General features: G+C 68.6%; 22 protein-coding genes. 5 read left to right on the forward strand and 17 right to left on the reverse strand.

Going from position 1 to position 25760, the window contains the following annotated elements; translation table 11 throughout:
• Positions 1-50 precede the first annotated feature (50 nt).
• Entirely contained in the window at positions 51-1148 is a 1098-nt protein-coding gene (dinB, locus tag AC2YHA_RS08795; protein WP_487401185.1) for a DNA polymerase IV, read from the forward strand.
• Between the two features lie 90 nt (positions 1149-1238).
• Here the strand turns inward: dinB and AC2YHA_RS08800 are convergent, their stop codons facing one another.
• From AC2YHA_RS08800 to AC2YHA_RS08870, 15 genes are all read right to left on the reverse strand, one after another.
• Positions 1239-1883: a TetR/AcrR family transcriptional regulator gene (locus AC2YHA_RS08800; RefSeq protein ID WP_233785753.1), complete on the reverse strand. Its 645-nt coding sequence runs from the start codon at positions 1881-1883 to the stop codon at positions 1239-1241.
• A 1-nt stretch (position 1884) separates the two neighbouring features.
• On the reverse strand, positions 1885-3018 hold the full coding sequence (locus AC2YHA_RS08805; protein ID WP_487401186.1) for an MFS transporter: 1134 nt from the start codon (positions 3016-3018) through the stop codon (positions 1885-1887).
• Positions 3015-4157 carry a DSD1 family PLP-dependent enzyme gene (locus AC2YHA_RS08810; protein ID WP_487401187.1) on the reverse strand — a complete coding sequence of 381 codons (1143 nt, stop codon included), beginning with the start codon at positions 4155-4157 and terminating at the stop codon, positions 3015-3017. The genes AC2YHA_RS08805 and AC2YHA_RS08810 overlap by 4 nt, the downstream gene beginning before the upstream one ends.
• Positions 4157-5410, reverse strand: coding sequence for a D-arabinono-1,4-lactone oxidase (locus AC2YHA_RS08815; RefSeq protein ID WP_487401188.1), 1254 nt, complete (start codon positions 5408-5410; stop codon positions 4157-4159). Before AC2YHA_RS08815 ends, AC2YHA_RS08810 begins: the two co-directional genes overlap by 1 nt.
• Positions 5407-6576 (reverse strand): SO2930 family diheme c-type cytochrome, encoded by a 1170-nt coding sequence (locus AC2YHA_RS08820; protein ID WP_487401189.1) that lies wholly within the window; start codon positions 6574-6576, stop codon positions 5407-5409. Before AC2YHA_RS08820 ends, AC2YHA_RS08815 begins: the two co-directional genes overlap by 4 nt.
• The gene (locus AC2YHA_RS08825) at positions 6573-7811 is read right to left on the reverse strand and encodes a parallel beta-helix domain-containing protein (RefSeq protein ID WP_487401190.1); all 1239 of its coding nucleotides are present in this window, start codon (positions 7809-7811) and stop codon (positions 6573-6575) included. Before AC2YHA_RS08825 ends, AC2YHA_RS08820 begins: the two co-directional genes overlap by 4 nt.
• A gap of 17 nt (positions 7812-7828) precedes the next feature.
• Positions 7829-10231, reverse strand: coding sequence for a TonB-dependent receptor (locus AC2YHA_RS08830; RefSeq protein WP_487401191.1), 2403 nt, complete (start codon positions 10229-10231; stop codon positions 7829-7831).
• Positions 10232-10434: 203 nt separating this feature from the next.
• Positions 10435-12117: a GMC oxidoreductase gene (locus tag AC2YHA_RS08835; RefSeq protein WP_233785746.1), complete on the reverse strand. Its 1683-nt coding sequence runs from the start codon at positions 12115-12117 to the stop codon at positions 10435-10437.
• A gap of 23 nt (positions 12118-12140) precedes the next feature.
• Positions 12141-12974, reverse strand: a complete 834-nt coding sequence (locus AC2YHA_RS08840) for a sugar phosphate isomerase/epimerase family protein (RefSeq protein WP_487401192.1) — start codon at positions 12972-12974, stop codon at positions 12141-12143.
• On the reverse strand, positions 12971-13534 hold the full coding sequence (locus AC2YHA_RS08845; protein ID WP_487401724.1) for a gluconate 2-dehydrogenase subunit 3 family protein: 564 nt from the start codon (positions 13532-13534) through the stop codon (positions 12971-12973). The genes AC2YHA_RS08840 and AC2YHA_RS08845 overlap by 4 nt, the downstream gene beginning before the upstream one ends.
• Entirely contained in the window at positions 13534-14352 is an 819-nt protein-coding gene (locus tag AC2YHA_RS08850; protein WP_233785744.1) for a 3-keto-disaccharide hydrolase, read from the reverse strand. The genes AC2YHA_RS08845 and AC2YHA_RS08850 overlap by 1 nt, the downstream gene beginning before the upstream one ends.
• Before the next feature lie 13 nt (positions 14353-14365).
• Positions 14366-15283, reverse strand: coding sequence for a hydroxypyruvate isomerase family protein (locus AC2YHA_RS08855; protein WP_487401193.1), 918 nt, complete (start codon positions 15281-15283; stop codon positions 14366-14368).
• Positions 15280-16581 (reverse strand): MFS transporter, encoded by a 1302-nt coding sequence (locus AC2YHA_RS08860; RefSeq protein WP_487401194.1) that lies wholly within the window; start codon positions 16579-16581, stop codon positions 15280-15282. Before AC2YHA_RS08860 ends, AC2YHA_RS08855 begins: the two co-directional genes overlap by 4 nt.
• A gap of 40 nt (positions 16582-16621) precedes the next feature.
• Entirely contained in the window at positions 16622-17632 is a 1011-nt protein-coding gene (locus AC2YHA_RS08865; protein WP_487401725.1) for a sugar phosphate isomerase/epimerase family protein, read from the reverse strand.
• Positions 17633-17687: 55 nt separating this feature from the next.
• Entirely contained in the window at positions 17688-18008 is a 321-nt protein-coding gene (locus AC2YHA_RS08870) for a c-type cytochrome (protein WP_233785741.1), read from the reverse strand.
• Positions 18009-18192: 184 nt separating this feature from the next.
• Here AC2YHA_RS08870 and AC2YHA_RS08875 point away from each other — a divergent pair, with 184 nt between their 5' ends.
• The gene (locus AC2YHA_RS08875) at positions 18193-19356 is read left to right on the forward strand and encodes a Gfo/Idh/MocA family protein (protein WP_487401195.1); all 1164 of its coding nucleotides are present in this window, start codon (positions 18193-18195) and stop codon (positions 19354-19356) included.
• A 49-nt stretch (positions 19357-19405) separates the two neighbouring features.
• On the opposite strand, the gene AC2YHA_RS08880 is transcribed toward AC2YHA_RS08875, so the two are convergent.
• Together AC2YHA_RS08880 and pdxR are read right to left on the reverse strand one after the other, a co-directional pair.
• The gene (locus tag AC2YHA_RS08880; RefSeq protein ID WP_487401196.1) at positions 19406-20707 is read right to left on the reverse strand and encodes an OmpP1/FadL family transporter; all 1302 of its coding nucleotides are present in this window, start codon (positions 20705-20707) and stop codon (positions 19406-19408) included.
• 67 nt (positions 20708-20774) lie between these two features.
• Entirely contained in the window at positions 20775-22250 is a 1476-nt protein-coding gene (pdxR, locus tag AC2YHA_RS08885) for a MocR-like pyridoxine biosynthesis transcription factor PdxR (RefSeq protein ID WP_487401197.1), read from the reverse strand.
• A 108-nt stretch (positions 22251-22358) separates the two neighbouring features.
• On the opposite strand from pdxR, the gene AC2YHA_RS08890 reads away from it, so the two are divergent.
• The 3 genes from AC2YHA_RS08890 (at position 22359) to AC2YHA_RS08900 (ending at position 25702) form a co-directional block, all read left to right on the forward strand.
• Positions 22359-22958 (forward strand): FMN-binding negative transcriptional regulator, encoded by a 600-nt coding sequence (locus AC2YHA_RS08890; protein ID WP_487401198.1) that lies wholly within the window; start codon positions 22359-22361, stop codon positions 22956-22958.
• A 194-nt stretch (positions 22959-23152) separates the two neighbouring features.
• Complete coding sequence (locus tag AC2YHA_RS08895) at positions 23153-24319, forward strand: aminotransferase class I/II-fold pyridoxal phosphate-dependent enzyme (protein WP_487401726.1); 1167 nt, start codon at positions 23153-23155, stop codon at positions 24317-24319.
• A 6-nt stretch (positions 24320-24325) separates the two neighbouring features.
• Positions 24326-25702: an L-serine ammonia-lyase gene (locus tag AC2YHA_RS08900; RefSeq protein WP_487401199.1), complete on the forward strand. Its 1377-nt coding sequence runs from the start codon at positions 24326-24328 to the stop codon at positions 25700-25702.
• Positions 25703-25760: the final 58 nt, after the last annotated feature.

A 25760-nucleotide genomic window follows, 5' to 3' on the forward strand; every position in this document is an offset into this window, starting at 1 on the left:
GTCATACGACTCTCGTTCACAATTTGTTCGACCTGCACTAAACTACCGACGTGACCACACCGCCACCTCGGAAGATCATCCACATCGACATGGACGCCTTCTACGCGTCGGTCGAGCAGCGCGACGATCCTGCCCTGCGCGGCCAGCCGGTGGCGGTCGGCTACGCCGCCGCGCGTGGCGTGGTGGCGGCGGCGAGCTACGAGGCGCGGCGGTACGGCGTGCGTTCGGCGATGCCCTCGGTCACCGCGCTACGGCGCTGCCCGGAGCTGGTGTTCGTCAAACCACGCTTCGACGTCTACCGCGCGGTCTCGCGACAGATCCATGCGATCTTCGCCGACTATACCGACCTCATCCAGCCGCTGTCGCTCGACGAGGCCTATCTCGACGTGACGGAAGACCGCCGCGGCCTCGCCACTGCCTGGGCGACCGCGAAGGAGATCCGCGCGCGCATCCTGGCGGAGACCGGCCTCACCGCCTCCGCCGGCATCTCCTACAACAAGTTCCTAGCCAAGCTCGCCTCGGATCACCGCAAGCCCAACGGCCAGTTCGCGGTGACGCCGGAGATGGGCCCGGCCTGGGTCGAGACGCTGCCGGTCGCCCGTTTCCACGGCGTCGGCCCGGTGACCGCGGCCAAGATGAAACGGCTCGGCATCGAGACCGGTGCGGACCTGCGCGCACAATCGCTCACCTTCCTCCGCGAGCATTTCGGCAGCGCCGCCGAATGGTATCACGCAATCGCGCGCGGCGAGGACGCCCGCCCGGTCGATCCTTCCCGCGAGCGCAAGTCGTCGGGCTCGGAGACCACCTTCGACCGCGACCTCACCGAGCCGGCCGAGATCGAGGCGGGCGTGCTGCGCATGGCGGACGACGTCTGGGCGTGGTGCGAGAAGGCGCAGGCGTTCGGCCGCACGGTGACGGTGAAGGTCAAGTTCCAGGACTTCCGCATCGTCACGCGCAGCCGCAGCCACACCGCCATGGTTTCGACACGGGACCTGTTGCGCCAGGCGAGCCTCGACCTCGTCCGCACGCTGTTCCCGCCCGAGAAGGGCATTCGGCTGGTCGGCGTCACCGTCTCCAACTTCGATGCAGGCAGCACGGATGGCGCGTTGCTGCCGCTGTTCGAGGAGCGCGAAGCGGCAATGATATAAGCCGTCATCCCGGCGAAAGCCGGGATCTCAGGCGATTGCAGTACCGTAAGCCTCACGAGATCCCGGCTTCCGCCGGGATGACGGAGTGTCTCAGTCCGCCCCACCCTCCGCCAGCGTCTGCGCCATCTGCGCGCGCAGCATCTGGGCGACGCTGCGGAACACCATTTCCGCCGAGACGCGCGTCTCCTCGTACAGCATCTCGTCGGCGGCGAAGCCGAGCTCGATGCCGAGCCGCAGCCGCTGCCACAGCGCGTCGCGGTCGATATCGGGCAGGTGCCGGACATAGGCCTCGGTCAGCTTGTCGGTGACGTAGCGGTGCGATTCGAGCCGGACGTGCACCAGCCGCGGCGTCGCGTGGAGCGCGCGCAGGATCCACACCGCGCCCGGCTCGTCGCGGGTGACCGCGGCATTCTCCTCCATCAGCTCCTCGACATGCTCGCTCATCGCTTCGATGCCGCCGTCGACGTGGCGCGCGATCCACGCCTCCAGCACCGCGTTCTGCCGGTCCATCAGCCGCCGCCCGAGCGCCTCCAGCACGGCATATTTGTCGGGGAAATAACGATAGAGCGCCGGCGGCGTGAGCCCGGCGCGGGCGCAGATCATGTTGGTCGAGATGCGCTCGATCCCGACCTCCGCCAGCAACTCCCCGGCGACGTCGAGCAGCAGCTCATAGGTCTGCTGCGCCCGCTCCTGCTTGGGGCGGGATCGCTTGGAAGGCTTTGGAACTCCAGCCACTTCAACTCTCTTGTACGGGAACGCTCGCTCGGCCGGCGCCGATCAGCGCCGCCACGCCCATAGCCGCGCAGGCCCCACCGAACCAGAGCACCGGCGACACGTCGGCATCGCTCACCAGCAGCGCGGCGAGGAACGGGCCGAGGCTGGAGCCGGTGAGCTGCGCGCCGCCGATCAGCATCGCTGCGCGCCGGCTGGGATCGGCGGCGATCACGATCGGGATCTGGAAGGGCATCACGAACAGCCACAGGAAACCGAACGCCGCCACCGCCGCGACGAACGCCGCGTCCGACGGCGGCGCGCCGATCAGCCCGAGCAGCCCGAGATTGACGACGCCAACGAGGATGACGGTGAGCCGCGCCGGCACCCGCTCCGCCAGCAGGGTCGCCGTCGCCGCGCCGAGCACCTGCATGGCCAGCGCAAGTGGCGGTGCCATCGCGATCGCGGCCGCGCCGACCTGCCGCTGGCGAGCGAGCGGCTCGATATAGACCCAAACCGCGACGATGAAGGCGAGATAGAGCAGCACTCCGCTGAGCGCGATGAGGCCGCGTGGTGGAGGATGGCCGCCGACAGCTTCCTCATGCGCGGCATAGGCGCGCGGCAGCCACGGCAGGGCAAGGAGGCCGGCAACCGTGACAGCGCCGAGCAGCGTGAAGCCGCGCCCAGCGCTCGCACCGACCACTCCGATCAGCGTTGCGAGTGCGAACTGGGCCAGCGTCTGGACGGCGAGATAGATGCCCGCCCATCGCTCCGGCCGGCGACTGCGCACGATGAAGCCGATCGCGATCCAGACCAGCACGCCTTCCGCGAGCCCGGCCGCGATCCGCGCAGGGAAGATCGCGCCGGTTCCCAGCATCGGCGTCATGAGGTCGAGCGCTCCGGTCACTATCAGCGCCACGCCGGCGATCTCGCGCAGCCTGGCCGACGGCAGCACGAACCCCGCTCCCCCCGCGGCCAGACCCATCGCCAGCAGCTCGACAGTGGCAAGCACGCCGAGCGCGGTGGCACCGAGCACCCCCTCGGCTTCGAGAGCGCCGAGCAGCTGCGGCTGCAGCCCGGGGATCAACACGCCGATCACCCCGACGGCGAGAATCGCGACGATGCGGTCCGGCGACAGGCGGGCGCCGGCCTCGCTCACCGGGCGCGGCCTCGCGCGCTCACCGGCCAGAGGTCGACCAGCGTGTCACCTCTCACGACATGGTAGAAATCATAGAGGTTCACCGTCGGATCGCAGTGCGGCACGGTCAGGCTCACCGCGCCGCCCGGGCGCAGCCGCGCGGCGATGTCGGGGCCGATCAGCGCGGCGTGCTCGTCGCCCATGAACATGAACATCGTCTCGGCCGGCGCGCCGCGCTGAACCACCGCTACGCCGCCGTCGGTCGACAGCGACTTGTAGCCCGCATCGATCGTGACCAGCGCCGGATGGTTGGCGCTGACCACCCGCGCGTCGACCGCGAGCGAGGTCTCGAACGGCGGCTCGGGCGCGTCGGCGAGGTCGCAGTCGAGATACTGCTTGTCCATGAACACGTAGGAGCCGGCCTGCAGCTCGGTGAACACGCCGAGCTCCAGGTCGATGCGGTGGGTGCCGGTGCCCGATCCGGTGACGATGCCGGGCGCGAAGCCGGCTTCGGTCAGGGCGCCGATCACCTGCTTCAGATAATCCGTGCGCTCGACGATCGCCGCGTGGCGCTCGGCATAGCTCTCGATATGCTGCTGCGAGCCGCAGTAGAACTGGACGCCGCGGTAGGCGAGGTTGGGCAGGCCGGCGATCGCCCGCGCCAGCACCACCGCATCCTCCGGCGAGGCGACGCCGGTACGGCGGATGCCCGGATCGACGTCGATGATCACGTCGAGCCGCGTCCCGGTGGCGGCGAGCGCATGGTCGATGCGCGCGGCGACGTCGGGATGGTCGACCACCGCCATCAGCCCCGCGGCTCGCCCGGCCAGCGCCGCCAGCCGCTCGATCGCCCCCGGCGCGGTCACCGGCGAGGTGATCAGGATGCCGGCGATCCCCGAGTCCGCCATCACCTCCGCCTCACCGATCTTGGCGCAGCACAGGCCGAGCGCGCCGGCGGCGATCTGGCGCTTGCCGATGTCGGCGCTCTTGTGGGTCTTGGCATGGGGGCGCAGGCCCACACCGCGCTCCGCCGTCAGCGCCGCCATCCTTGCGATGTTGCGGTCGAGCGCCTCGACGTCGAGCACCAGCACCGGCGTGTTGAGCGCGGCGCGCGATCCCTGGCGGCCGATCAGATGGGTGTGCAGCTCGCGGTCGTCCATCAGGAAAACAACGCCTCCAGATGCGGGTTGAGGAACTTGGCCGCCGGATCGGCCGCGCGGCGCACCTCGCGATAGCGCTCGGCCATCGGATAGAGCGCATCGACGTCGGCGCGGGTCAAGCGGTGGCGCTTGGCCCAGTGCGGCCGCCCGCCGTTGGCGCGGAAGATCGCCTCGGCATCGGCGAACAGCGCCTGCCACGGCATCCGGGCATATTGGTGCATCGAGATGGCGGCGGCCGGTCCGGCGTTCATCGGGCTCATCCAGATGTCGTCGCCCGCGACCACGCGGAACTCGAACGGGAAGGTCACCGGCAACCGCTTGCGCCGGATCCAGCGCACCACCTCGCCCAGCGTGTCGAGGCCGACCGCGCGCGGCATCTCATATTCCATCTCCTCGAACCGGATCGTGCGGTCGGACGGGAAGATGGTGTGCGCGGGCCCGCGCCGCCGGCTCTTGAACCGCGTCCGCATCATGCCGCGCTGGAGCAGCGGCGTCAGGAACGGCGCGCGCCGGGCGATCTCCAGCACGCGGCGGAAGGCGGTCTCCTCCATGTCGGTCGTGGAGCGCGGCGGATCGCACGGGTCGGTCGGCTCCAGCGTCTTCAGGATCACGCTGTCGGCGTGGGGGAAGAACCAGAACTCGACGTGGCGATGCCGCTCGACCAAAGTGTCGAAGGTCTCGCGCACCTCGTCCCAGCGCCGCTTCTCGATCCGCTCGGCGAGGTGATAGGCGGGGACCACCGCCGCCTCGATTTCGGTCGCGATGCCGAACATGCCGAGCGAGAGCCGCTGCGCCTGGAAGAGATCGGGATTCGTGGCGGCGTCGCACCACCGCGCCTCGCCGTCGGGACCGACCAGCCGGAAGCCGCGCGCGAAGGTCGCCAGCGAGCCGAGGTCGCGCCCGGTGCCGTGCGTGCCGGTCGCCATCGCCCCGGCGAGCGACTGCGGGTTGACGTCGCCCTGGTTGGCGAGCGCCAGCCCCTCCTCCCACAGCGCCGCGGTCAGCCGGCGGATGCTCCAGCCGGCGGGGATGCGCGCGGTGCGGCGGTCGGCGGCGACGGTCAGCTCGCCGGCCATGTCCTCCAGGCTGACGATCAGCTCGCCGGACTCGCACAGCGGCATGAAGCTGTGCCCCGCCCCGGTCGCCCGCACCTTGCCCGCGCGCCGGATCGCGGCGGACAGCTCCGCCTCGTCCCTGGGGCGCAACACGGGTGCGGACGCGATGACGCTGCCGGACCAGTTGGACCAGCTCATCGCGCCGCCGTCTCGGTGCCGTCGTCCTGGACGCAGGCGCCCTTCAGCGTGCGAATGTACTGGATGACCAGCGCCACGCCCTCGTCATGGGTGATGTCGCGGCCGAGCTCGGGCATCATCACGCCCGGATCGTCGCTGGCGAGGCGGTAGGCGAGGATCGAATGGTCGGGATCGCCCGGCACCACGTCGAACGGCCGGTCGCCGGTGCCGCGGCCGGCGGCGACCGGCGGCTTGCACACGCCGAGCAGGCGCGGGTCGCTGGTGGCGGCGTCGAGCCACAGGCCGGAGGTGCGCGCCGCACCGTCACGATTGTGGCAATGGCTGCAGTTGATATCGAGATAGGCGCGGCCGCGGGCGATCGTGTCGGCGCGAACATCCTCCCAGTTGGCGTTGCGCGGGACACCGCTCGCCGGCACGCCGGTGAGATAACCGGCCTTGACGAGGCGCGCGAGCTGGTTGATCTCGCCCCCCGCTCCCGCGAACTCCCGATTGAGATGGCGCGCCTTGAGGCCGATCGGCTCGACCGCGCGGGTATGGAAATCCTGGACGTGGCAGCCCGAGCATTGGTTCTGGTTGGGCACCGCATAGTCGAACGCCACCTTGCGCCCGCCGCCCTCGTCGAGCGTCAGCGCGACATCGGCGCCGGTCCGCTCCAAGGTCGCGTCGCGCCCGTCCTTGTCCCAGACATAGGGCAGCGCCACCCAGCCGGAGGCGCGGCGGATCAGCAGCCGCGTCTCGATCAGCCGGACATGCTTGAGGTCGAGCCCGTCGACACCGCTCTGGTAGGTCGCGGGCGTCATCTTCACCACCGTCGCGCTGGTCTGCGGGTCGGCGGCATCGGCGGGCGTCGTATAATAGAAGGTCTTGGTGACGATCGTCCCCACCGGGAAGTCGAACGCCCCCTCCGGCCGATAGCTCGCATGGACGCCCTTCGGCATCCACACCGTCCGCCATTTCTGCGCATAGTCGCTGAACAGCGGGGTGTTGAGCTCGTAGGTGATCATGCCCTCGTGCGGCACGATCCGTCCGTCGGTGACGGTGAACAGCCCCCAGGCCGAGAGCTTCGCGGGATTCTCGTCGGGATGGAAGGTCACGGAGCGCGGCGCCTGGCCGCACCCCGCGACGAACAAAGCCGCGGCCAGCGCCGCGAGCAGACGCACGATCATGATGCCTTGCCGCTGTCCTTCGTCATTGCCGCCGGCAGGGTGACGGCCGGGAGCCGCGTCGCCGGCGCGCAGTTGCGCTGGGTGTCGATCCGCGCCTTGGCGTATTTGGAGGGTCCGTCGGCGTTGAGCACCTTCGCCTCGCCGTTCTGCACGCAGATCTGAGGGTCGGCGACCTTGGGGTTGGTGAAGCCGTCCCACAGCACGTCCGTAATCCGTCCGCCGCCCAGTGCCGCCAGCGGCGCGAGCTGCGGTGAGCCCGGCTTGTCGCCGCCGCCGGAGAAGCGGTTGCCGGTGACGTAGATCTTCTCCGGGAACGGATCATAGGCCTTGGCGATGCCGCCCTTGGTATCGAAGCCGGTCGAATAATAGCTCGAGATGATGACGTTGGCGGTCGCATTGTCCTTGATGTCGTTGTCGAAGATCTCGACCTCGTCGTTCGAGTTGACGATCACCCCCGACCCGGCCGGCACCGAGCTGACCGCACTGCCCTTGGCGCCGAAATTGGCGTGGTTGTTGGCGACGACCTGGTTCTTGAATACCCGCGTCTTGCTGCCCGGCACCGGCAGGTTGGGCATGTTGAACACCAGGATGCCGCCGGTGTTGCCGGTGGCGGTGTTGCCGTAGACGTCGGCGTTGCTCGAATTCTCGATCTCGATGCCGGCGACATTGCCCTCGGCGCGGCTGTCGCGGACGATGATGTTGTTCGACTGGCCGACATAGATGCCGGCGTCCGACGCGCCCTTCACCACGACGCCTTCGACGAGCACGTTGGTCACCTGCACCGGATAGAGGCCGTAGGCGCCGTTCCCGGCATTGGGCCCGCGCGTCCATTCGGCGCGAACGCGGCGCATCACGGCGTTCTTGGTACCGTTGATCTTGAGCGCGTCGCCCTTGGTGTCCTCCAGCGCCAGGTCCTCCAGCGTGAAGTCGTCGCCGGTGACCAGCAATCCCTCGGCGCCCGAAGTCGCGCGCGCGAAGGACAGGATGGTCTTGTCCATCCCCTTGCCGCGCAAGGTCACGCCGTTGGCGGTAAGGCTGAGGCTGCGGCTCAGCGCATATTTGCCGGCGGGCAGGTCGATCACCGTGCCCGGCTTGGCGTCGAGCAGCCTGGCCTGGAGGTTCTTCTCGAAGTCGGGATCGATCGTGAAACCCTCGGCATCCGTCTTCGGCCCGCCGCAGCCGGCGAGCGCCAGCGCCGCCGCGCATCCCAGCAATCCCATCCGCCTCGTCATCATTGCCTCTCCCGTTGTCGTCAGAACCGCAGCCCCAGCTCGACACCATAGAAGCCCGGCCGGTCGCGCCGGACATAGGGGGTGAAGAAGGTGTCGGCGGTGATCGTGTTGAGCGTGCGCAGATATTTCTCGTTGAGCAGGTTCTCGGCGTAGAAGGCGACCGAATAGTGGTTGTCGGGGCTGCGCCAGCCGATCCGCGCGTTGATGATGTTGCGCGGGCTGCGCAGCCGGTCGAGCATGGACAGGTCGACCCCGGCGCCGTCAGGATCGGCGATCGCGGCGTCGATCGCGCGCGACGCGTCGTTCATCCGCTGGCGCGAGGTGTAGCTGTAGCTCGCGTCGCCGAAGATCGTGCCCCCCTCCGTCTCGCGTGAATAATGGAGGCCGAGGATGCCGCGGAACACCGGCTCGCCGGTCGGCTGGCCGCCGATGTCGATGTCCTGCTCGACCCGCTTCACCCATTTGGAATCGATCAGGCCGGCGGTGGCGGTGACGTTGAAGTCGCGCGTCACCACGAACTGGGTGTCGAGGTCGAGGCCATAGGCCCGCGAGTCGCCCGATCGCGTGATATATTGCGGGATGCCGCCGCCGACGCTCTCGAGGCTGATCGACTGGCGGTTGCGGTACTTGAAATAATAGCCGGACAGGTTGAGCCGCACCCGGCGGTCGAACAGCTCCGATTTCACCCCGCCCTCGAAATTCCACACCTTCTCCGGCGCGAAGAAGGAGTTGATCTGGACCGAGTTGAACCCGCCCGCCTTGTACCCGCGCGAGGCCGAGGCGTAGAGATGGACGTCGTCGCTCGCGTCATATTGCACGACGAAGCGCGGCGAGACGTCGTTGAACTTCGCGCGCCGCGTGAACTGCACCCCCTCCAATGCGCCGCTGTCGAACACCAGGCCGTTCGGCCCCACCGTCGCGCGGAAGAAATCGGCCGCGCTGATCGGAGCGTCGTCGGGGAATGCCGGCATGCCCAGGATCGCGTTGTAGAGAGCCCCCGGCGCGACCACCGCATCGAGCCCCGGCGCGGAGAAGCCGTCGTTGAACCAGCTGAACCGCTTGATATCGCGCGTATAGCGGATGCCGGCGGTCAGGCTCAGCTTCGGCGTCACCTTGAACGTCGCATCGGCGAAGGCGGCGAGCGAGTCGTTGGCCGCGCGGTTGCTCATCGTCTCCTGGAAGGTGTTGCCGAAGACCGGCAGCCCGACGCTGTCGAGGATGGTGAAGATCGGAAAGCCCGCCGCCTCGCCGACCAGCCGGTCGATCGAATCGCTGAGCGCGGTGACGATGCTTTGCTGCCGCCCACGCTCGTGGAAATAGCTCCCGCCGGCGACGATGTTCCAGCGGTCGTTCTCGAAGTTGAGCCGCAGCTCCTGATAGATGCTCGAGTTCTTCTCGACATTCTCGGTATCGAGATAGCGGGTCGGATCGCCGGTGCCGTCCTCGTCTTCGCGGTTGTGCGTCTCGAAATGCTTGAACGAGCTGAGGCTGGTGATCGTCAGGTCGCCGATCCGATGCGTCGCGGTCAGCGACACGGCATTGAGGATGCGCGTCTCCCGGTTGCCGATCACGTCGTTGGTGAAGCGCCCGAACGGATCCTTGCTGAGCGCCCATTGGCTGATGCCGACCGCAGCCGGGCCGTCCTTGTCGGTATCGTCATGGTCGTAGGCGAGGATGATGTCGGTGTTCGCGCCCGGCTGCCAGCGCAGCGCCGCGCGGCCCGACGTGTTGTGCTCGCGCTCGCGATCCTCGCCCGTGATCGCGTCCTTGAGATAGCCGTTGCGCCGGTTGAACACCCCGTTCACGCGCAGCGCGAGGTTGCCGGTGATCGGCAGGTTGCCGGTCACGTCGGCGCGGACCTTGCCGTAGTTGCCGACCTGCAGCGTGCCGTTCGCCTCCAGCCGGTCGGAGGGTTTGTTGGTGACGATCGAGATCGCCCCGCCCGAGGTGTTGCGGCCGAACAGCGTGCCCTGCGGCCCTTTGAGCACCTCGACCCGGTTGATGTCGTTGAAGAAGATCAGCGCCGATCCCGAGCGCCCCGAATAGATGCCGTCGACGAAGATGCCGACCGACGGATCGGTGCCGATGCCGAAGTCGTCGGTGGCGACGCCGCGGATCGTGAACGACGGCTGCGTCACCGAGGTGTCGTTGATCGTCAGGCCCGGCGTGAAGGTATCGAGATCGCCGATCGATTCGGCGCTGAGCGCGGCGATGCCCGCCGAGCTGAACGCGGTGACGCTGATCGGCACCTCCTGCAGCGATTGTTCGCGCCGCTGCGCGGTGACGATGATGTCGTCGAGCTGCTCGCCGCGGTCCGCCTGCGGCGGCGCTTCCGCCTGACCAGGCGCCGTCTGCGCCTCTGCGGGCAGCGACCACGTCATCGCCGCACCCATCAACAGACCAAGCCCGTACCGTCCCCTCATCGTCGGCCCTCCCTGGTGTCTGTATTTTTTGGGAGAATGAATGCCTTTGGAATAGAATAGTCAAGACTATAATTTGTACCCGACGCCCGGAAATGACAAAGCGCCGGAGAAGGACCGCAGAGCGGCGCTTCTCCGGCGCTTGGACATAGGACCCGTGGCAACCGATACCGGTGACGGTTATCGGCGCCGTCTGGTGGATGCGATCAGATCGTCCCCGCCTTGAACTGCTTGACCGCATAGTCCGCCGCGCGCGCGGTCAAGGCCATGAAGGTGAGCGACGGGTTGACGCACGACACCGACGCCATCTGCGCGCCGTCGGTGACGAACAGGTTCGCCGCGTCATGCGCCTGGCTCCACTTGTTGAGCACCGACTGGCGGGGATCGGCGCCCATGCGCGCGCCGCCCATCTCGTGGATGGCATCGCCCGGCACATGCTCACCGCGGTTGCTGGTGACGTTGGTCAGCCCGGCCGCCTTCAGCATCTTCTCGCCCTCGGTCCGCGCATCGCTCATCATCTTGAGCTCATTGTCGCGGAAGGTGACGTCGAATCGCATCAGCGGGATGCCGAAGCGGTCGACCTTGTCGGGATGCAGCGACACATGGTTGTCCTCATAGGGCAGGCACTCGCCGAACGCGCCCATGCCGAACCGCCACGGCCCGTATTTGCGCATCCCATGCTTCATCGACGCGCCGAAGCCATCCGGCCCCGCCGGGTCGCGGAATGCCGAGCCCTGATAGCCGTAGCCGCGCTTGAAGCCGACGCCTTCCTCGCCGCCGACGTTGCGGAAGCGCGGGATATAGACCCCGCCCGGGCGCCGGCCGAACTCGATATACTCGGTCATGCCCGGGATCTCGCCCGAGATGCCGACCCGGAAGATGTGGTCCATCACATAACGGCCGAGCGTGCCGCTGGTGTCGAAGTAGCTGCGGCCACTGCCCTCGGGCCGCGAGTTCAGCAGGATCTGGTTCGACGCCATCGCAGAGGCGCACAGGAAGACCAGTCGCGCCGGAATGACCTCCGCCTGCTTGGTCTTCGTATCGACGACGCGCACGCCGGTGACCCGCTTGCGCGCGGGATCATAGACGAGATTGCTGACCACCGCGTCCGAGCGCAGCGTCAGCCGCCCGGTCGCTCGCGCGGCCGGCAGCGTCACCGCCTGGGTCGAAAAATAGGCGCCGAACGAGCAGCCGCGACCGCACTGGTTGCGGAACTGGCACTTGGAGCGGCCCTGATCGGGCTTGTCCTCGGTCATGTTGGAGAGGCGCGTGTTGATGAGCTTGCGCCCCGGCATGGCCGCCTCGAGCCGCTCCTTCACCCATTTCTCGGCGATGTTCATCTGCATCGGCGGCTGGAACTCGCTGTCGGGCAGCTGCGGCAGGTTCTCGCGCGACCCCGACACGCCGATGTACTTCTCGACATAGCTGTACCAGGGCGCGATGTCCTCGTAGCGGATCGGCCAGTCGATCCCGACGTTCTCGCGCTTGTTCGCCTCGAAGTCCTCGGGGCTCCAGCGGAACGACCAGCGCCCCCAGATCAGCGACTTGCCGCCGACCGCGCCGGGGCGGATCCAGTAGAATTTGGAACCCTCGCCATAGGCATAGGGATTGAGCCGGTCGTTGTTGTAGAACTTCATGCTGCCCGGCGAGACATAGCCGTGCTTGGCGATGAAATAATCGCTCTCGGTCAGCCGCGCGGGCATGATGTTGCGCGCGGGCACCTCATACGCCGGCTTGCCGTCGTAATCATAGTTCTCGCCATGCTCGACCATCACGCCGCGGTCGAGCATCAGCACGCGCAGCCCCTTCTCGGTCAGTTCCTTGGCTGCCCAGCCACCGCTCACTCCCGAGCCGATGACGATCGCGTCGAATTGGTCCGTCGCTGCCATGTGATAATTCCTTCCTGGCCGGCTCAGGCACGGAGCCGGCTGAGTGTCTCGAAGCTGGTGGTGATGTCCGGCAGATAGGGCGCCGGCGACTGATCGTTCTCGACGTAGAAATGCTTGACGCCCGCCACCTGGTTGAGCGTGAAGATGTCGGCGAAGTCGATCGTGCCCTTGCCGACGCTGGTCATCGCGCCGTCGGCGGTCATGTCCTTGACGTGATAGGCGTAGACATGGCCGGCCAGGCGGCGGATCAGCGCCTTGGGGTCCTGCCCCGCCTTGATCGCCCAGAACAGGTCGATTTCCAGCTTGACCAGCGCCGGATCGCGATCGGCGATCAGCACATCGTACAGGGTGCGGTCGCCGACCTTGTTGGTGAACTCGAAATCGTGATTGTGATAGGCGAAGCCGAGGCCCTGCTTCTTCAGCGCCGCGGCGAAGCGGTTGAAGTCGGCGACCGCGCGCGGCCAGGCATCGGCGGTGCGGTACTGGTCGACCATATAGGGCACGACGATGGTGTCGGCGCCGAGCGTCTTGGCCATTGCCACCGCCGCGTCGAACTTGCTCCCCAGCGCCTCATAGGCAACGTGGAGCGACGGCGATTTGAGGCCGAGCCGGTCCATCGTCTTGCGGAGCGCGGCGTGGTCCATGGTGTCGTAGCCACCACCGCCATACTCGACCTCGCGGTAGCCGATCGCCGCGACCTTCTCGAGCGTGCCCATCGGGTCGGCCTGGAACAGCTCGCGCACCGTGTAGAGCTGCAGGCCGACCGGCTTCGATGTCTTCGCAGCCAGCGGCCGGGTCGCGAAGGCAGCCGCCAGGGCGGCACCGCCGGCGAGGATGTGACGTCGCGTTGCCATCATGACGAATAGACCTTGTTGACCTTGGAATAGAGGAAAGCGCCGTCATACTGGCCCGGCACCGGCAGATATTCGCGCTCCTGCGTGATGCCGATCTCCGACGTGTAGTAGCCGGAAATGACGAGCTGGCGGAACTTGTCGAAGAAGTCGGCGCCGCCCGGGATCTTGTCCTCCATCGCCAGCGTCAGCAGCGCGTCCTGCTGCTGCGGCGTCGCCTTGGCGGCGGCGACCTTGTAATCCTGCTGGCTGCGCGCCTCGATCGCGTCGAGGCCGGCGAGGATCGGCTTCTTGTCGTCGGGCATCGCCCAATCGGCGAGCAGCTTCTCGATGAACGCCGGCACGCCCGCGGCGATCGCGCCCGGCGTGTCGGTGGTCGGGATCACCCGCTCGCTGAGCGCGCTCACCAGCGCGCGCTGCCCGGCGGTGAAGACGCCGGCGCTCGGCGGGCCGTCGTTGATCAGTTCCGTCGCGGCGACCTGGCCCGCCGCCCGCGCGATCGGCGCGAACAGCGCGGTGCCGAACATCGCGACGATGCCGGCCATCGCATCCCTGCGGTCGATAATCACTGCTTACCTCCTGTCGAATCTTGGCTCAGCGCCGCCTCGGGGAGCGGACGCACCCAGATGTTGCGGAACGACACCGGCGAATCATGGTCCTGAAGCTGGATCGGCGCGGCATCGCCGTGCGCCTCGTACTTGGCGACCTGGCGCCAGATGGTGGTGCCGAGCATCGCCTGGTGGTTCTGCACCAGCACGCCGTTCAGGAATGCGGTGACATAGGCCGGCCGCTTGACCGAGCCGTCGGCGTTGAAGCGCGGCCGCTCGAACACGATGTCGTAGCTCTGCCATTCGCCCGGCCGGCGCGAGGGGTTCACCAGCGGCGGCTTCCAGCCGTAGATCGCCCCGACGGTGCCGTCGGCATAGGTCGGGTTCTGGTAGCCGTCGAGGATCTGGACCTCGTAGCGCTGCATGAACCAGATGCCGCTGTTGCCGCGATCCTGCGAGCTCTTCGTCGGCGGGTTGGGCGAGCGGAACTCCAGGTGGAGCTGGACGTCGCCGAAGCTCTGCTTGCTGACGAGCAGGCTCTCCTTCCCGCCCACGCGCGGCGGGACGGTCACCGCGCCGTCCTTGACTGGCCAGGGCGTGCCGGTCGCGGTCCAGGCATCGAGCGAGCGACCGTCGAACAGCACCACCGCATCGGACGGCGCCGCTCCCGGCGTGGCGCCGGGCGTCACCACCGCCGGATAGGGCCGGTCGGCGTCATGGACGTGCCACTTGCCGTCGGGCAGCATCGGCGTGTCGCGGAAGCCGGGCTTCTCCTGCGCAGCCGCGATGCCGGTCGCCGCCAGCAGCCCGGCCGCCAAACCTACGATATACCTCAAGCACTTCCCTCCGTTACGCACGATCGATGTCCCGATAGGCGGCGACCAGCTGATCCTCGCCGGCGCGGCCCTTCAGCGAATTGCCATGCTCCATGCCGATCACGCCGGCATATTTCCGGTCGCGCAGCCATTTCACGATATTGCGGTGGTCGATCTCGCCGGTCCCAGGCTCGTTGCGGCCGGGATTGTCGCCGAACTGGATATAGCCGATCTCGCTCCAGCAGGTCTCGAGCGTGTTGATCAGGTTCCCGGCCTGGATTTGCGCGTGATAGAGGTCGGCGAGCACCTTCACCGCCGGGCTGTTGACCGCGCGCGCGACCGCGAAGCCCTGCGGGATGGTCTGCATGAACACGCCGGGGTGGTTCACCAGCGTGTTGAGCGGCTCCATCACCATCACCAGCCCGTGCGGCTCATAGATCTCGGCGGCGCGGCGCATCACGTCGATCACGCGCGCGGTCTGGATCTCGACCGGCAGCCGGCGGTCAAGGAAGCCGGTCACCACCGTCGCCCATTTGGCATTGAGCCGCTTGGCGACCTCGACCGAGGCGCGCACGTCGGCCAGGAACGCCTCGCGATCGCCGTCGTCGTTGCCGCCGAGCACCGGGCGGAATTCGGACCACTTCGGCATGCTCGCGACGAACACGCCCATCGTCATGCCGCGCGAGGCCAGCGCCTTGGCCATCGCCTCCTGCTCGGCGATCGGGCGACCCGCAGCCTCATTGTCCTCCCAGGCCGTGAAGCCCTGGTCGGCGGCATAGGCGATCTGCTCGATCCGGTCGCCGCGGCTCGCGAAGCTGCCTTCGTGCGGCGCATAGGCGAGCGAGAAGCGCGCAGCCTTCTGCGGAGGCGGCACGGGTGCTGCACGCGCCATTGCCGCCGCGCCCGCGGTGGCGGCGCTCGCCGCCAGGACCGATCGCCGGCTGAGCTTCACGCTGCCTCGCCTGCGAGCACCGCTCGCGACTTACCGCGCTCGCGCAGCCAGATGAAGCCGAACACCGCGAGCAGGACGACCGGCAGGATCGCCAGCCGCTGGAACGACACCGACGCCGCCGCATCCTCGACCGCAAGCTTCGCCGCACCGGCCAGCTTCGCGAAGGCCTCGGGCCCGCCGGCGAACTCGATCTTGGCGCGATCGAACATCGCCCCCAGCAGTGGCAGCACGAAGAAGCTCGCGAGCGCCCCCGCCGATCCGACCAGGCCCATCGCCCACGACCCGCCGCGCGGATAGCGTTCGGCGACCGAGGCGAGCATCGTCGGCCACATCACGCAGACGCCCAGGCCCCACACCGTCGAGGCCAGGATCGCCGCGACCGGCGACTGCGCCAGCGACAGCATGAACAGCCCGATCGCCGCGAGCAGGCTCGACACCCACAGCAGTCCCGGATTGGAAATCTTGTTCGCCAGACGTCCCGCGAAATGGCGGAACACGAACATCAGCGCGTTGACGTAGACCAGCAGCAGGATGCCGCGCATCCCCACGCGGTTCGACAGGGCGACGTCGATCCACTGGCCCGGCGCCAGCTCCGACGCGGCGGTGAGGAACATCGCGCCGAACCAGATGAAGAAGCTGGGGCGGCGGAACACCTCGCTCACCATCTCGCCGAAGCTCACGCCGCTCTGCGCGCGGAGCGGCGGCGGGAAGCTGGTGGTCGCGGCGATCAGCACGGTCGCGGCGGCCGGGATCATCACCAGCGCCATGATCCCCTGCCACGGCAGGGTCGCGGACAGGAAGAAGCCGATCAGCCCGCCGACGATGATCCCGCCGGGGAACCAGGCATGCAGCACGTTGAGCCGGTGGGTGGTGTCCTCAGGGTATAGCTGCGCGGTCAGCGGATTGATCGTCGCCTCGGTCAGCCCCCAGCCGATGCCGCTGACCAGCATCCCCAGCCAGACGATCGTGTACACGGTCATCCCGCTGGCGAGATGGCCCGCGCCGACGATCAGCAAGGGCCCCAGGATGAAGCACAAGCCCGCGCCCAGCAGGCACCGCTTCATGCCGAGCTGGTCGAGGAAGGCGCTGGCGACGAACAGGGTGATCGCGAAGCTGAGGAAGGCCGCGCCCAGAGCAGCGGCGAGCAGTTCGCCCGCCTGCAGCGGCGCGATCGGGTCGATCCATTCGGCCTTGAGCCCGCTGGCGATGGCGCCGCGGATCGCCAGGCTGGACGCCGCGGTGAACAGGGCGAGCACGCCCAGCCAGAACAATCGGCCTTTGTTCAATGTCTCGGCCATTGCCGCTTCCCTCCCCTTATCGTTCTTGTCCGCCCGGTCGTCAGCTCAGCCCAAGGAGCTTACGATTGAGCCCCGGATCGCTGCCCGCGGCGAAATCGTCGAAGGCGCGTTCGGGCCGGCGGATCATGTGCGCGGCGATGAACGGCGCCCCTTCGCGCGCGCCGTCCTCGGGATGCTTGAGGCAGCATTCCCATTCGAGCACCGCCCAGCCCGAATAGCCGTACTGGGTCAGCTTCGAGAAGATGCCGGTGAAGTCGACCTGCCCGTCTCCCAGCGACCGGAACCGGCCCGGCCGGTCGATCCAATCCTGGTAGCCGCCATAGACGCCCGAGCGCCCGGTCGGGTTGAACTCGGCATCCTTGACGTGGAACATCCGGATGCGGTCGTGATAGATGTCGATGAACTCGAGATAGTCGAGCGCCTGCAGCACATAATGGCTGGGATCGTAGAGGATGTTGGCGCGCGGATGGTTGTTTACCGCGGCCAGGAACCGCTCGAACGTCGCGCCGTCATGAAGGTCCTCGCCCGGATGGATCTCATAGGCGAGGTCAACGCCCGATTCCTCGAATGCGTCGAGGATCGGCCGCCACCGCCGCGCCAGTTCGGCGAAGGCTTCCTCGATCAGGCCGGCCGGGCGCTGCGGCCAGGGGTAGAAGAACGGCCAGGCCAGCGCGCCCGAGAAGGTCGCATGGGCGTTGAGGCCGAGTCGTCGGCTCGCCTTGGCGGCGAGATGGAGCTGCTCGACCGCCCAGGCCTGGCGCTCGGCCGGCTTGCCGCGCACCGCCTCGGGCGCGAAGCCGTCGAATGCCGCGTCATAGGCAGGATGGACCGCGACCAGCTGGCCCTGGAGGTGCGTCGACAGCTCGGTGATGTCGACGCCCGCCTCGCGGCAGGTGCCGGCAAGCTCGTCGCAATAATCCTGGCTTTCAGCAGCCTGCTTGAGATCGATGCAGCGCGCATCCCAGGTCGGGATCTGCACCCCGACATAGCCCGCCTCCGCCATCCAGCGCGCGGCCGACGCCAGCGTATCGAACGGCGCCGCATCGCCCATGAACTGGGCGAGGAAGACGGCGGGACCCTTCACCGCGCAACTCCTGCGAATCGCATTATTTGGTCGCGGTCTTGAGATAGGCGATCAACGCCTTGCGCTTCGCCGCGTCGGGCACCCGCATCACCATCCGCGTCCCCGGTACCTTCTGCGTCGGCGCAGCCAGGAACTGGTCGAGCGTCTGCTCATTCCAGCGGATGTTCGAGGCCTTGAGCGCCGGAGTGTACCCGGCGAAGCCCGGCGCGGTGCCGGCCTGCCGCCCGAACAGCCCGTGGAGATTAGGGCCCATCGTGCCCTTGGCTCCAGCCTGGAGCGTATGACACGCGCGGCACTGGCCGAACGCCTGCGCGCCGGGATCGGGCGCGGCCTGAGCCTGCACGGGCGGCAATAGAGTTGGTGTTAGCGCTAACAGGGTCGCCGCGGGCAGCAATCCGACCAAAAATTTCATTATCCTCTCCGGTCTGGAAACGATCGGTCACCTCATGTAACCGGCTCCGGCCATAAGATGCAACCTTAGTCTGACATCGATATCAATCAACGCCGGAAAAAGCGAAAGGGAGAGCATGGTCGCGAGCACGGGACGCAGAATCCGCTACGGCATGGCCGGCGGCGGCGAAGGCGCCTTCATCGGCGCGGTGCACCGCAGGGCGGCGGCGCTCGACGGCGATTATACCCTGGTTTCGGGCGCCTTCAGCAGCGATGCCGCGCGCAATGCCCGCAGCGGCGAGGCGATCGGGCTCGATCCGTCGCGCGTCTATCCGACCTTCGAGGACATGATCGCCGGCGAGCGCGCACTGCCCGAGGATCAGCGGATGGAGGCGCTGGCGATCGTCACCCCGAATCACCTCCACGCGCCGATGGCGATCGCGGCGCTCGATGCCGGCTTCCACGTCATGTCGGAAAAGCCGATGGCGCTGAACCTCGACGAGGCGTTGGCGATTCGCGACGCGGTGCGGCGCAGCGGCCGACTCTATGCGCTCGCCTTCACCTACAGCGGCTATCCGCTGGTCGAGGAGGCACGGCTCCGCGTTGCGCGGGGCGATTTCGGCAGGATCCGGCTGGTGCAGGTCGAATATCTGCAGGGCTGGCTGAGCGCGCCGATCGACCGCGACGGCCAGAAGCAGGCGGAATGGCGCACCGATCCCGCCCGCGCCGGCCTCGGCGGCTGCCTGGGCGACATCGGCACGCACGCCTTCCAGCTCGCCGAGCATGTCTCCGGGCTCAGGGTCGAGTCGCTGAGTGCCGACCTCACCATCCATGTCCCCGGCCGGCGGCTGGACGACGACGTGTCGGCGCTGCTCCGCTTCGAGGGCGGTGCACGCGGCACGCTGAAGGCGAGCCAGGTCGCGGCCGGCGAGGAGAACGGTCTGCGCCTGCGCGTCTACGGCGAGAAGGGCGGACTCGAATGGGCGCAGATGGAGCCCAACACGCTCACCCTGCGCTGGCTCGACCGCCCCGTCGAGATCGTGCGCGCGGCCGGGCCGGGGCTGACGCCGGCGGCCACCGCACGCTTCCGCACGCCGTCAGGTCATCCGGAAGGCTATATCGAAGCCTTCGCCAACCTCTACCGCGAGTTCGCGGCGGCGATCCGGGACGGTGCGGATGCTGCGCCGACCCTTGGAGAGGCATGGTTCCCGTCGCTTGACGACGGGCTGCGCACCATGGCTTTCGTGGAAGCCGCGGTCGCGAGCAGCGCGGGAGACGCGAAGTGGACCTCGCTGGTCTGAGACAGATCCTCCCGCTTGCGGGGAGGATTGAAGGGGGCCCGCCGACCGCTCAAAACCGGAAACGCCCACCCAGCGACAGCACGATGGCATGGGCGTCGGTCAGCTCGCCGGAGGTCAGGATCGGCGTCTGCGCCGGCGTGCCCGCATAGGCGGCGGTCACGCGGTCGATCGTCGCGTCGGCGAAGTCGACGTAATTGGCGGCGGCGTCGATGGTGAAGCGGCGGCTGAGATCATAGGAGGCGCCGGCGCCGAAGTTCCACCGGTTGGCATCGGGCACGCGTGCGTCGCGCTCGCCGTCGACGGTCGGGGTGGTCGCGTGCTGGACACCCGCGCGCAGCGTCAGCTTGGGCGTGACGGCGTAGTCGACGCCGCCGGCCAGGCTCCAGCTGTTGCGATAGTTCTCGGGAAGGGCGGTGTTGAGCGGCGCGCCGAGGCGGATCGCGTCGAACTTGTTCCAGGTGAAGCGCACCGCCTGCGCATTGAGCGTGAGGCGGTCGGTGGCGCGGAAGCGGCCGCCGACGATGATCTGCGCGGGCGTGTAGAAGGTCGCCTCGACATCGGACAATGACATGTTCGAGGGGGCGAGCGGCCCAACCAGGCCTGTGATGTCGAGATCGCCGTTCAGGTGATGCTTGATCGCCGACTTGTAGCTGACGCCGACCGTCGCCCAGTCGTTGTGGAGCTGAACGCCCGCGGTCCAGCCCACGTCCCAGCCGTTACCCTTCAGCTTCTGCCGCCCGTCCGGCAGCGTGGCGAGGAGGTTGGGCAGCGCGTTGCTGAGGCTGGCGTCGGTATATTCGACGTTGACGCCCGCGCCGATCCGCAGCCAGTCGGTCGCTGCGAAGGCGATCGACGGCTGGATGTCGACGGTGAGCAGCTTGGTACGGGCGGCGCTGTAGCGCGCCCAGCTCGTCGCCGGATAATCGGTGGTGAAGCTATAGGGGGACGAAACCGCAAGGCCCACGGCCAACCGGCTCGACAGCGGCACCGCGATCGCGCCCGACGGCAGCACGCCGTTGTCGATCGGATTGCGCGTCGTCGCGTCTCCCCCGACCGGCGCGAGTGGCTGGCCCGGCCGGCCGATCAGCGTGCCGGTGTCGGTCACCTTGCCGCGCGGCAGGATCGCCGAAGCGGCGATCGCCGCCTCGATGTCGGTGGTCTCCGCGATCGCGGCGGGATTCCACCAGAGCGACGAGGGCCCGGTGTCGGCGACCTCGCCCGAAAAAGCCCTTCCCGCTCCGCGCGCCGACTGTTCCTGCAGGTAGAAGGCCTGGCCATGCGCCGCACCGGCGAAGGCGAAGGACGAAAGGCCGACGGACAGCGACAAGGCGACCTGGGTACGCAGCGACATGGGCGGGAATCCTGATAAAGGTTAGCGTGGCAGCAAACCGGCCGGAGCGGGTTCGGTTCCGCGCCGCTTATGCCTGCCCCGTATCCAGCGCAACGCGCAGCCCGGCGACCGCGGCATCCGCTTCGGTGTCGTTGAGGCTGGCAAAGCCGATCCTGAGCCCGCGCGGCGCATCCTCGCTCGCCATGTACGATCGCGACGCGGCGAAGCGCAGCCCCATGGCCTGCGCCCGCGCCTCGATCGCGTCCATGTCGCGCCCGGGGAAGCGCAGCCAGAAGGCGAGTCCGCCGTCGGGCAGGTCGAACCGCGCGCGCTGGCCGAGCCGGTCACGCAGCTTCTGCGCGAAGGCGAGCCGGCGCGTCGCATAGACCTGCCGCGCCTTGCGCGCGTGACGCCGCAGCTCGCCGCTCGAGACCAGCGCGGCCGTGGCATTCTCGGTGATCGTGTTGCCCATGCCGTCGGTCAGCGACACGGCGTGGGCGAGCGTGCGCGTTACCGCCTCGGGCGCGACGACATAGCCGATGCGGAGCGCCGGCAGCAGCAGCTTCGACAGCGAGCCGACATAGACGACATGCTCGGGCGCATAGACCGCCATCGGCAGCAGCGGCTGCGAGGCGAAATGGAATTCATGGTCGTAATCGTCCTCGATGATCGCGAAGCCGAACTGGCGCGCGAGCTCGAGCAGCCGCAGCCGCCGCTCGGGCCGGAGGGCAACGGTGGTGGGGAACTGGTGGTGCGGCGTCAGGAACAGCGCCCGCACACGCTGTCGCCGACAGGCCGCCTCGACCGCCTCGACGTCGATCCCCTGCGCATCGAGCGGCACCGCCGTCACCCGCGCGCCGAGCGCCCTGAAGGCGGCCACCGCCGGCTCGTAGGTCAGCGCCTCGACGATCACATGATCGCCGGGCCGCAGCAGCGCCTGCGCGGTCAGGAAGATGCCGTTCTGGCTGCCGCGGGTGATGCAGATCTGCGCCGGCGTCACCGCCAGCCCGCGCTGGCTGCGCAGCATCTCGGCAAGGCTCTCGCGCAGCGCCGGAGCGCCGAGCGGATCGCGATACTGGAGCTGGTTGGACCGGGCGGCATCGCGGACCGCCGCGCGATAGGCGTTGGCGAGCACGTCGGCCGGAAACAGCCGTCCGTCGGGTGTGCCCTCGTCGAGCTTGATCCCCTTTCCGTCGGGCAGCGCCAGCGGGCGCGCGGGCGCTGGCAGCACGCGGTAGAGCGGCTGCCCGTCTGCGCCGTCGGGGGCGACCGGCCGGCTGATCTTGCGGACCGGATCAGGGAAGGTCGACGACACCAAGGTGCCGCGCGTCCCGGCCGAGGTCAGCCAGCCCTGCGCGATCAGCTCCTCATAGGCGAGCACCACCGTCTTGCGGTTGACTCCCAGGTCCTCGGCCAGCTCGCGGCTGCTCGGAAGATAGGTGCCGGGCGTCAATCGGCCGCGCTCGATGTCGCGCACGATCGCCGCGATGATCTGCATATAGACCGGCGTGTTCTTCGCCGGATCGATCCGGTCCCCGAGGGTCAGCGGCAGGCGGCGCAGCATTGGACCGCTCCTAGCGCCTGTTTCCGGCAGGATTGGGGCCAATTGGACCCCCTGCCCGGTTCGATCTTGGGCATTGGCGGCGCCGGTCCGGCGCGCCAAGTCTCCGGCATGGGCATCTTCACCGACTTCGACGCCGCCGACGTGCGCGCGCTGATCGAGGGCTATCCGCTCGCCTGGGTGGCGCCGCCGGACAGCGATATCGCCACCGCGAGCCTGCTGCCGCTGATCGGCGAGTTCGGCGAGGACGGCCGCCTCCACGCGCTGATCGGGCATCTGGCGCGGCGCAATCCGCTGCACGCAAGGCTTGCCGAGACGGGCCGCGCGACCATCCTGTTCAACGGGCCCAGCGGCTATGTCTCCCCCGAGCACGCGGGGCGGCGCGACTGGGCGCCGACGTGGAACTATGCGCAGGTCAGGATCGCCGCCGATGTCCGCATCGATACGGACCTGACCGACCTCTCGCTCGACGTGCTGGTCGAAGCGATGGAGCGCGGGCGGGCGACTCCGTGGAGCCGCGACGAGATCGCCGACCGCTACTCGGCCATGGCCGGGGCGATCATCGGCTTTCGCGCCGAGGTCACCGCGCTGGAAGGGCGCTTCAAGCTCGGCCAGGACGAGAAGGTCGAGACGCTGCGCGCGATCCTCGCCAGCCATCCCCATCCCGATCTCGTCCGCTGGATGCGGCGGTTCAATCCGGGGCGATGCTGAGGCTATACCAAAATCCTCCCCGCTTGCGGGGAGGGGGACCGCCGAAGGCGGTGGAGGGGGCAGGCCTCGTGTTACATCGCCTGCGGAGATCCCCCTCCACCAGCTTCGCTGGTCCCCCTCCCCGCAAGCGGGGAGGATCTGGTGGGCCCGCCCTCTCAAGTTGCTAACGGACCACCAAAATGCTTAGCGGGGCCATGGTCGCCGAGATCGAACCCTTCCACGCCATGGCGATGAGCCGACGAGCCCATCAGCTCGCGGCCGAGGGGCGATCGATCGTCCGCATGGAATATGGCGAGCCCTCCGCCGGCGCCCCTGCCCGCGCGATCGCGGTCGCGCACGAGCGGCTCGACAACGACGCGCTCGGTTATTGGGAAAGTACGCGCCTCAAGGAGCGGATCGCGCTTCATTATCGCGAGGATCACGGCGTCGCGGTCGAGCCCGAGCAGATCCTGCTCACCGCCGGCGCCTCGCCCGCGCTGGTGCTCGCGCTGCTCAGCTTGTTCCGGCCCGGCGCGCGGGTGGCGTTCGCGCGGCCGGGCTATGTCGCCTATCGCAACACGCTGAAGGCGCTCTACCTCGAGCCGCTGGAGCTGGGCTGCGGCCCGGCCGAGCGGTTCCAGCTCACCGCCGCCGCGATCGAGCGGATCGATCCCGCGCCCGATGGGCTGGTCATCGCGAGCCCGGCCAATCCGACCGGGACGATCATCGACCCCGCCGAGCTCTCCGCGATCGTCGACGTCTGCCGCCGCCGCGGCATCCGCATCGTCTCCGACGAGATCTACCAGGAGCTGAGCTTCGTCGGATCGCTCAGGTCGGTGCTGGCCGAGGCGCCGGATGCGCTGATCGTCAACAGCTTCTCGAAATATTACGGGATGCCGGGCTGGCGGCTCGGCTGGCTGGTCGTCCCGCCCGAGCTGATCCCCGCCGCCCGCGCGCGGATGAGCAACCTGTTCCTCGCCCCCTCCACCCTCGCCCAGCATGCCGCGCTGGCGGCGTTCGACTGCCGCGAGGAGCTGGACGCGCGCGTCGCCGTCTATCGGCGGAACCGCGATCTGCTGCTGGAGGCGCTCGCCGACATCGGCCTCGACCGGCTCGCGCCGGCGGACGGGGCCTTCTACGTCTATGCCGACGTCGGCCGCTGGACCGGCGACAGCCTCGCCTTCTGCACCCGTTTGCTCGACGAGACCGGCGTCGCGACCGCGCCCGGCATCGATTTCGATCCGGTCGAGGGTCATCGCTTCATGCGCTTCAGCTTCGCGCTTTCGACCGGGCAGGTGCAGGAGGCGATCGCCCGCCTCGCCCCCTGGTTCCGCACCCAGCCGATGCGTGGGGCGGTTTCTCCCGCCGGCGCGCTTATATAGGTCTCCATGTCCGTAAGCCTGTTCGAGCTGTTCAAGATCGGCGTCGGCCCGTCGAGCTCCCACACCATGGGGCCGATGACCGCCGCCTGCCGCTTCATCGCCCTGCTGCGCGAGCGCGGCGTGCTGGAGCGGGTGCAGCGGGTCACCGTCGCGCTCTACGGCTCGCTCGCGCTGACCGGCTTCGGCCACGCCACCGACACGGCGACGATCGTCGGGCTGCACGGCATCGATCCGGAGAGCGCCGATCCCGATGCGGTGCCAGGGCTGATCGAGCAGGTCCGCAGTTCCGGGCAGCTGATGCTCGGCGGCACCCATGCCATCGCCTTCGACGAGCGCCAGGACATCCTCTGGCTCGGCCGCGAGCAGCTTCCCTTCCACCCCAACGGGATGCACTTCGATGCGCGCGACGCGGACGGGACGTCGCTGCTCGCGCGCACCTATTATTCGATCGGCGGCGGCTTCGTGCTCGACGAGGAACAGGCCCGCGCCAACCAGCCGGAGGAGGACCGGGTCGACCTCCCCTACCCCTTCCGCACCGCCGCCGAACTGCTCGACATGGCGGACGCGCAGGGGCTGACGATCGCCGAGATCGCGCTCGCCAACGAGGATGCGCACCGCCCGCGCGAGGAGACGCTTGCCGGCATCGACCGCATCGCCGCCGCGATGGACGGCTGCATCGACCGCGGGCTCGCCCAGCGCGGCGAGCTGCCCGGCGGGCTCAAGGTCGGGCGGCGCGCGCCGCAGCTGCGCGCCTCGCTGCTCGATCGTGCGGAACGGCTGGCAGCCGATCCGCTGGCGACGCTTGACTGGATCAACCTGTGGGCGATCGCGGTCAACGAGGAGAATGCGGCGGGCGGCAAGGTCGTCACCTCGCCCACCAACGGCGCGGCCGGGATCATCCCGGCGGTGCTGCGCTATTACGATCGCTTCCACCACGGCACCGCGGAGGGGCGCCGCACCTTCCTGCTCACCGCCGCGGCGATCGGCGCGCTCTACAAGCGCAACGCCAGCATCTCCGCGGCCGAAGTCGGCTGCCAGGGCGAGGTCGGCGTCGCCTGCTCGATGGCGGCGGCGGGGCTGTGCGCGGTGCTCGGCGGCAGCAACGCCCAGGTCGAGAACGCCGCCGAGATCGGCATGGAGCACAATCTCGGCCTCACCTGCGATCCGATCGGCGGACTGGTGCAGATCCCCTGCATCGAGCGCAACGCGATGGGCGCAGTCAAGGCGATCGACGCCGCCCGCCTCGCGCTGACCGGCGACGGCCATCACCATGTCACGCTGGACCAGGTGATCGACACCATGCGGCGCACCGGCGCCGACATGAAGGAAAGCTACAAAGAGACCTCGCTCGGCGGGCTCGCCGTGTACGTGCCCAACTGCTGAGCTAGCCGCGGGATTCGCGGACGGGCTCCGGAATCTTCCCGCTTTAGATTGAACCATC

This window comes from Sphingomonas sp. SRI_018 (assembly GCF_057586275.1).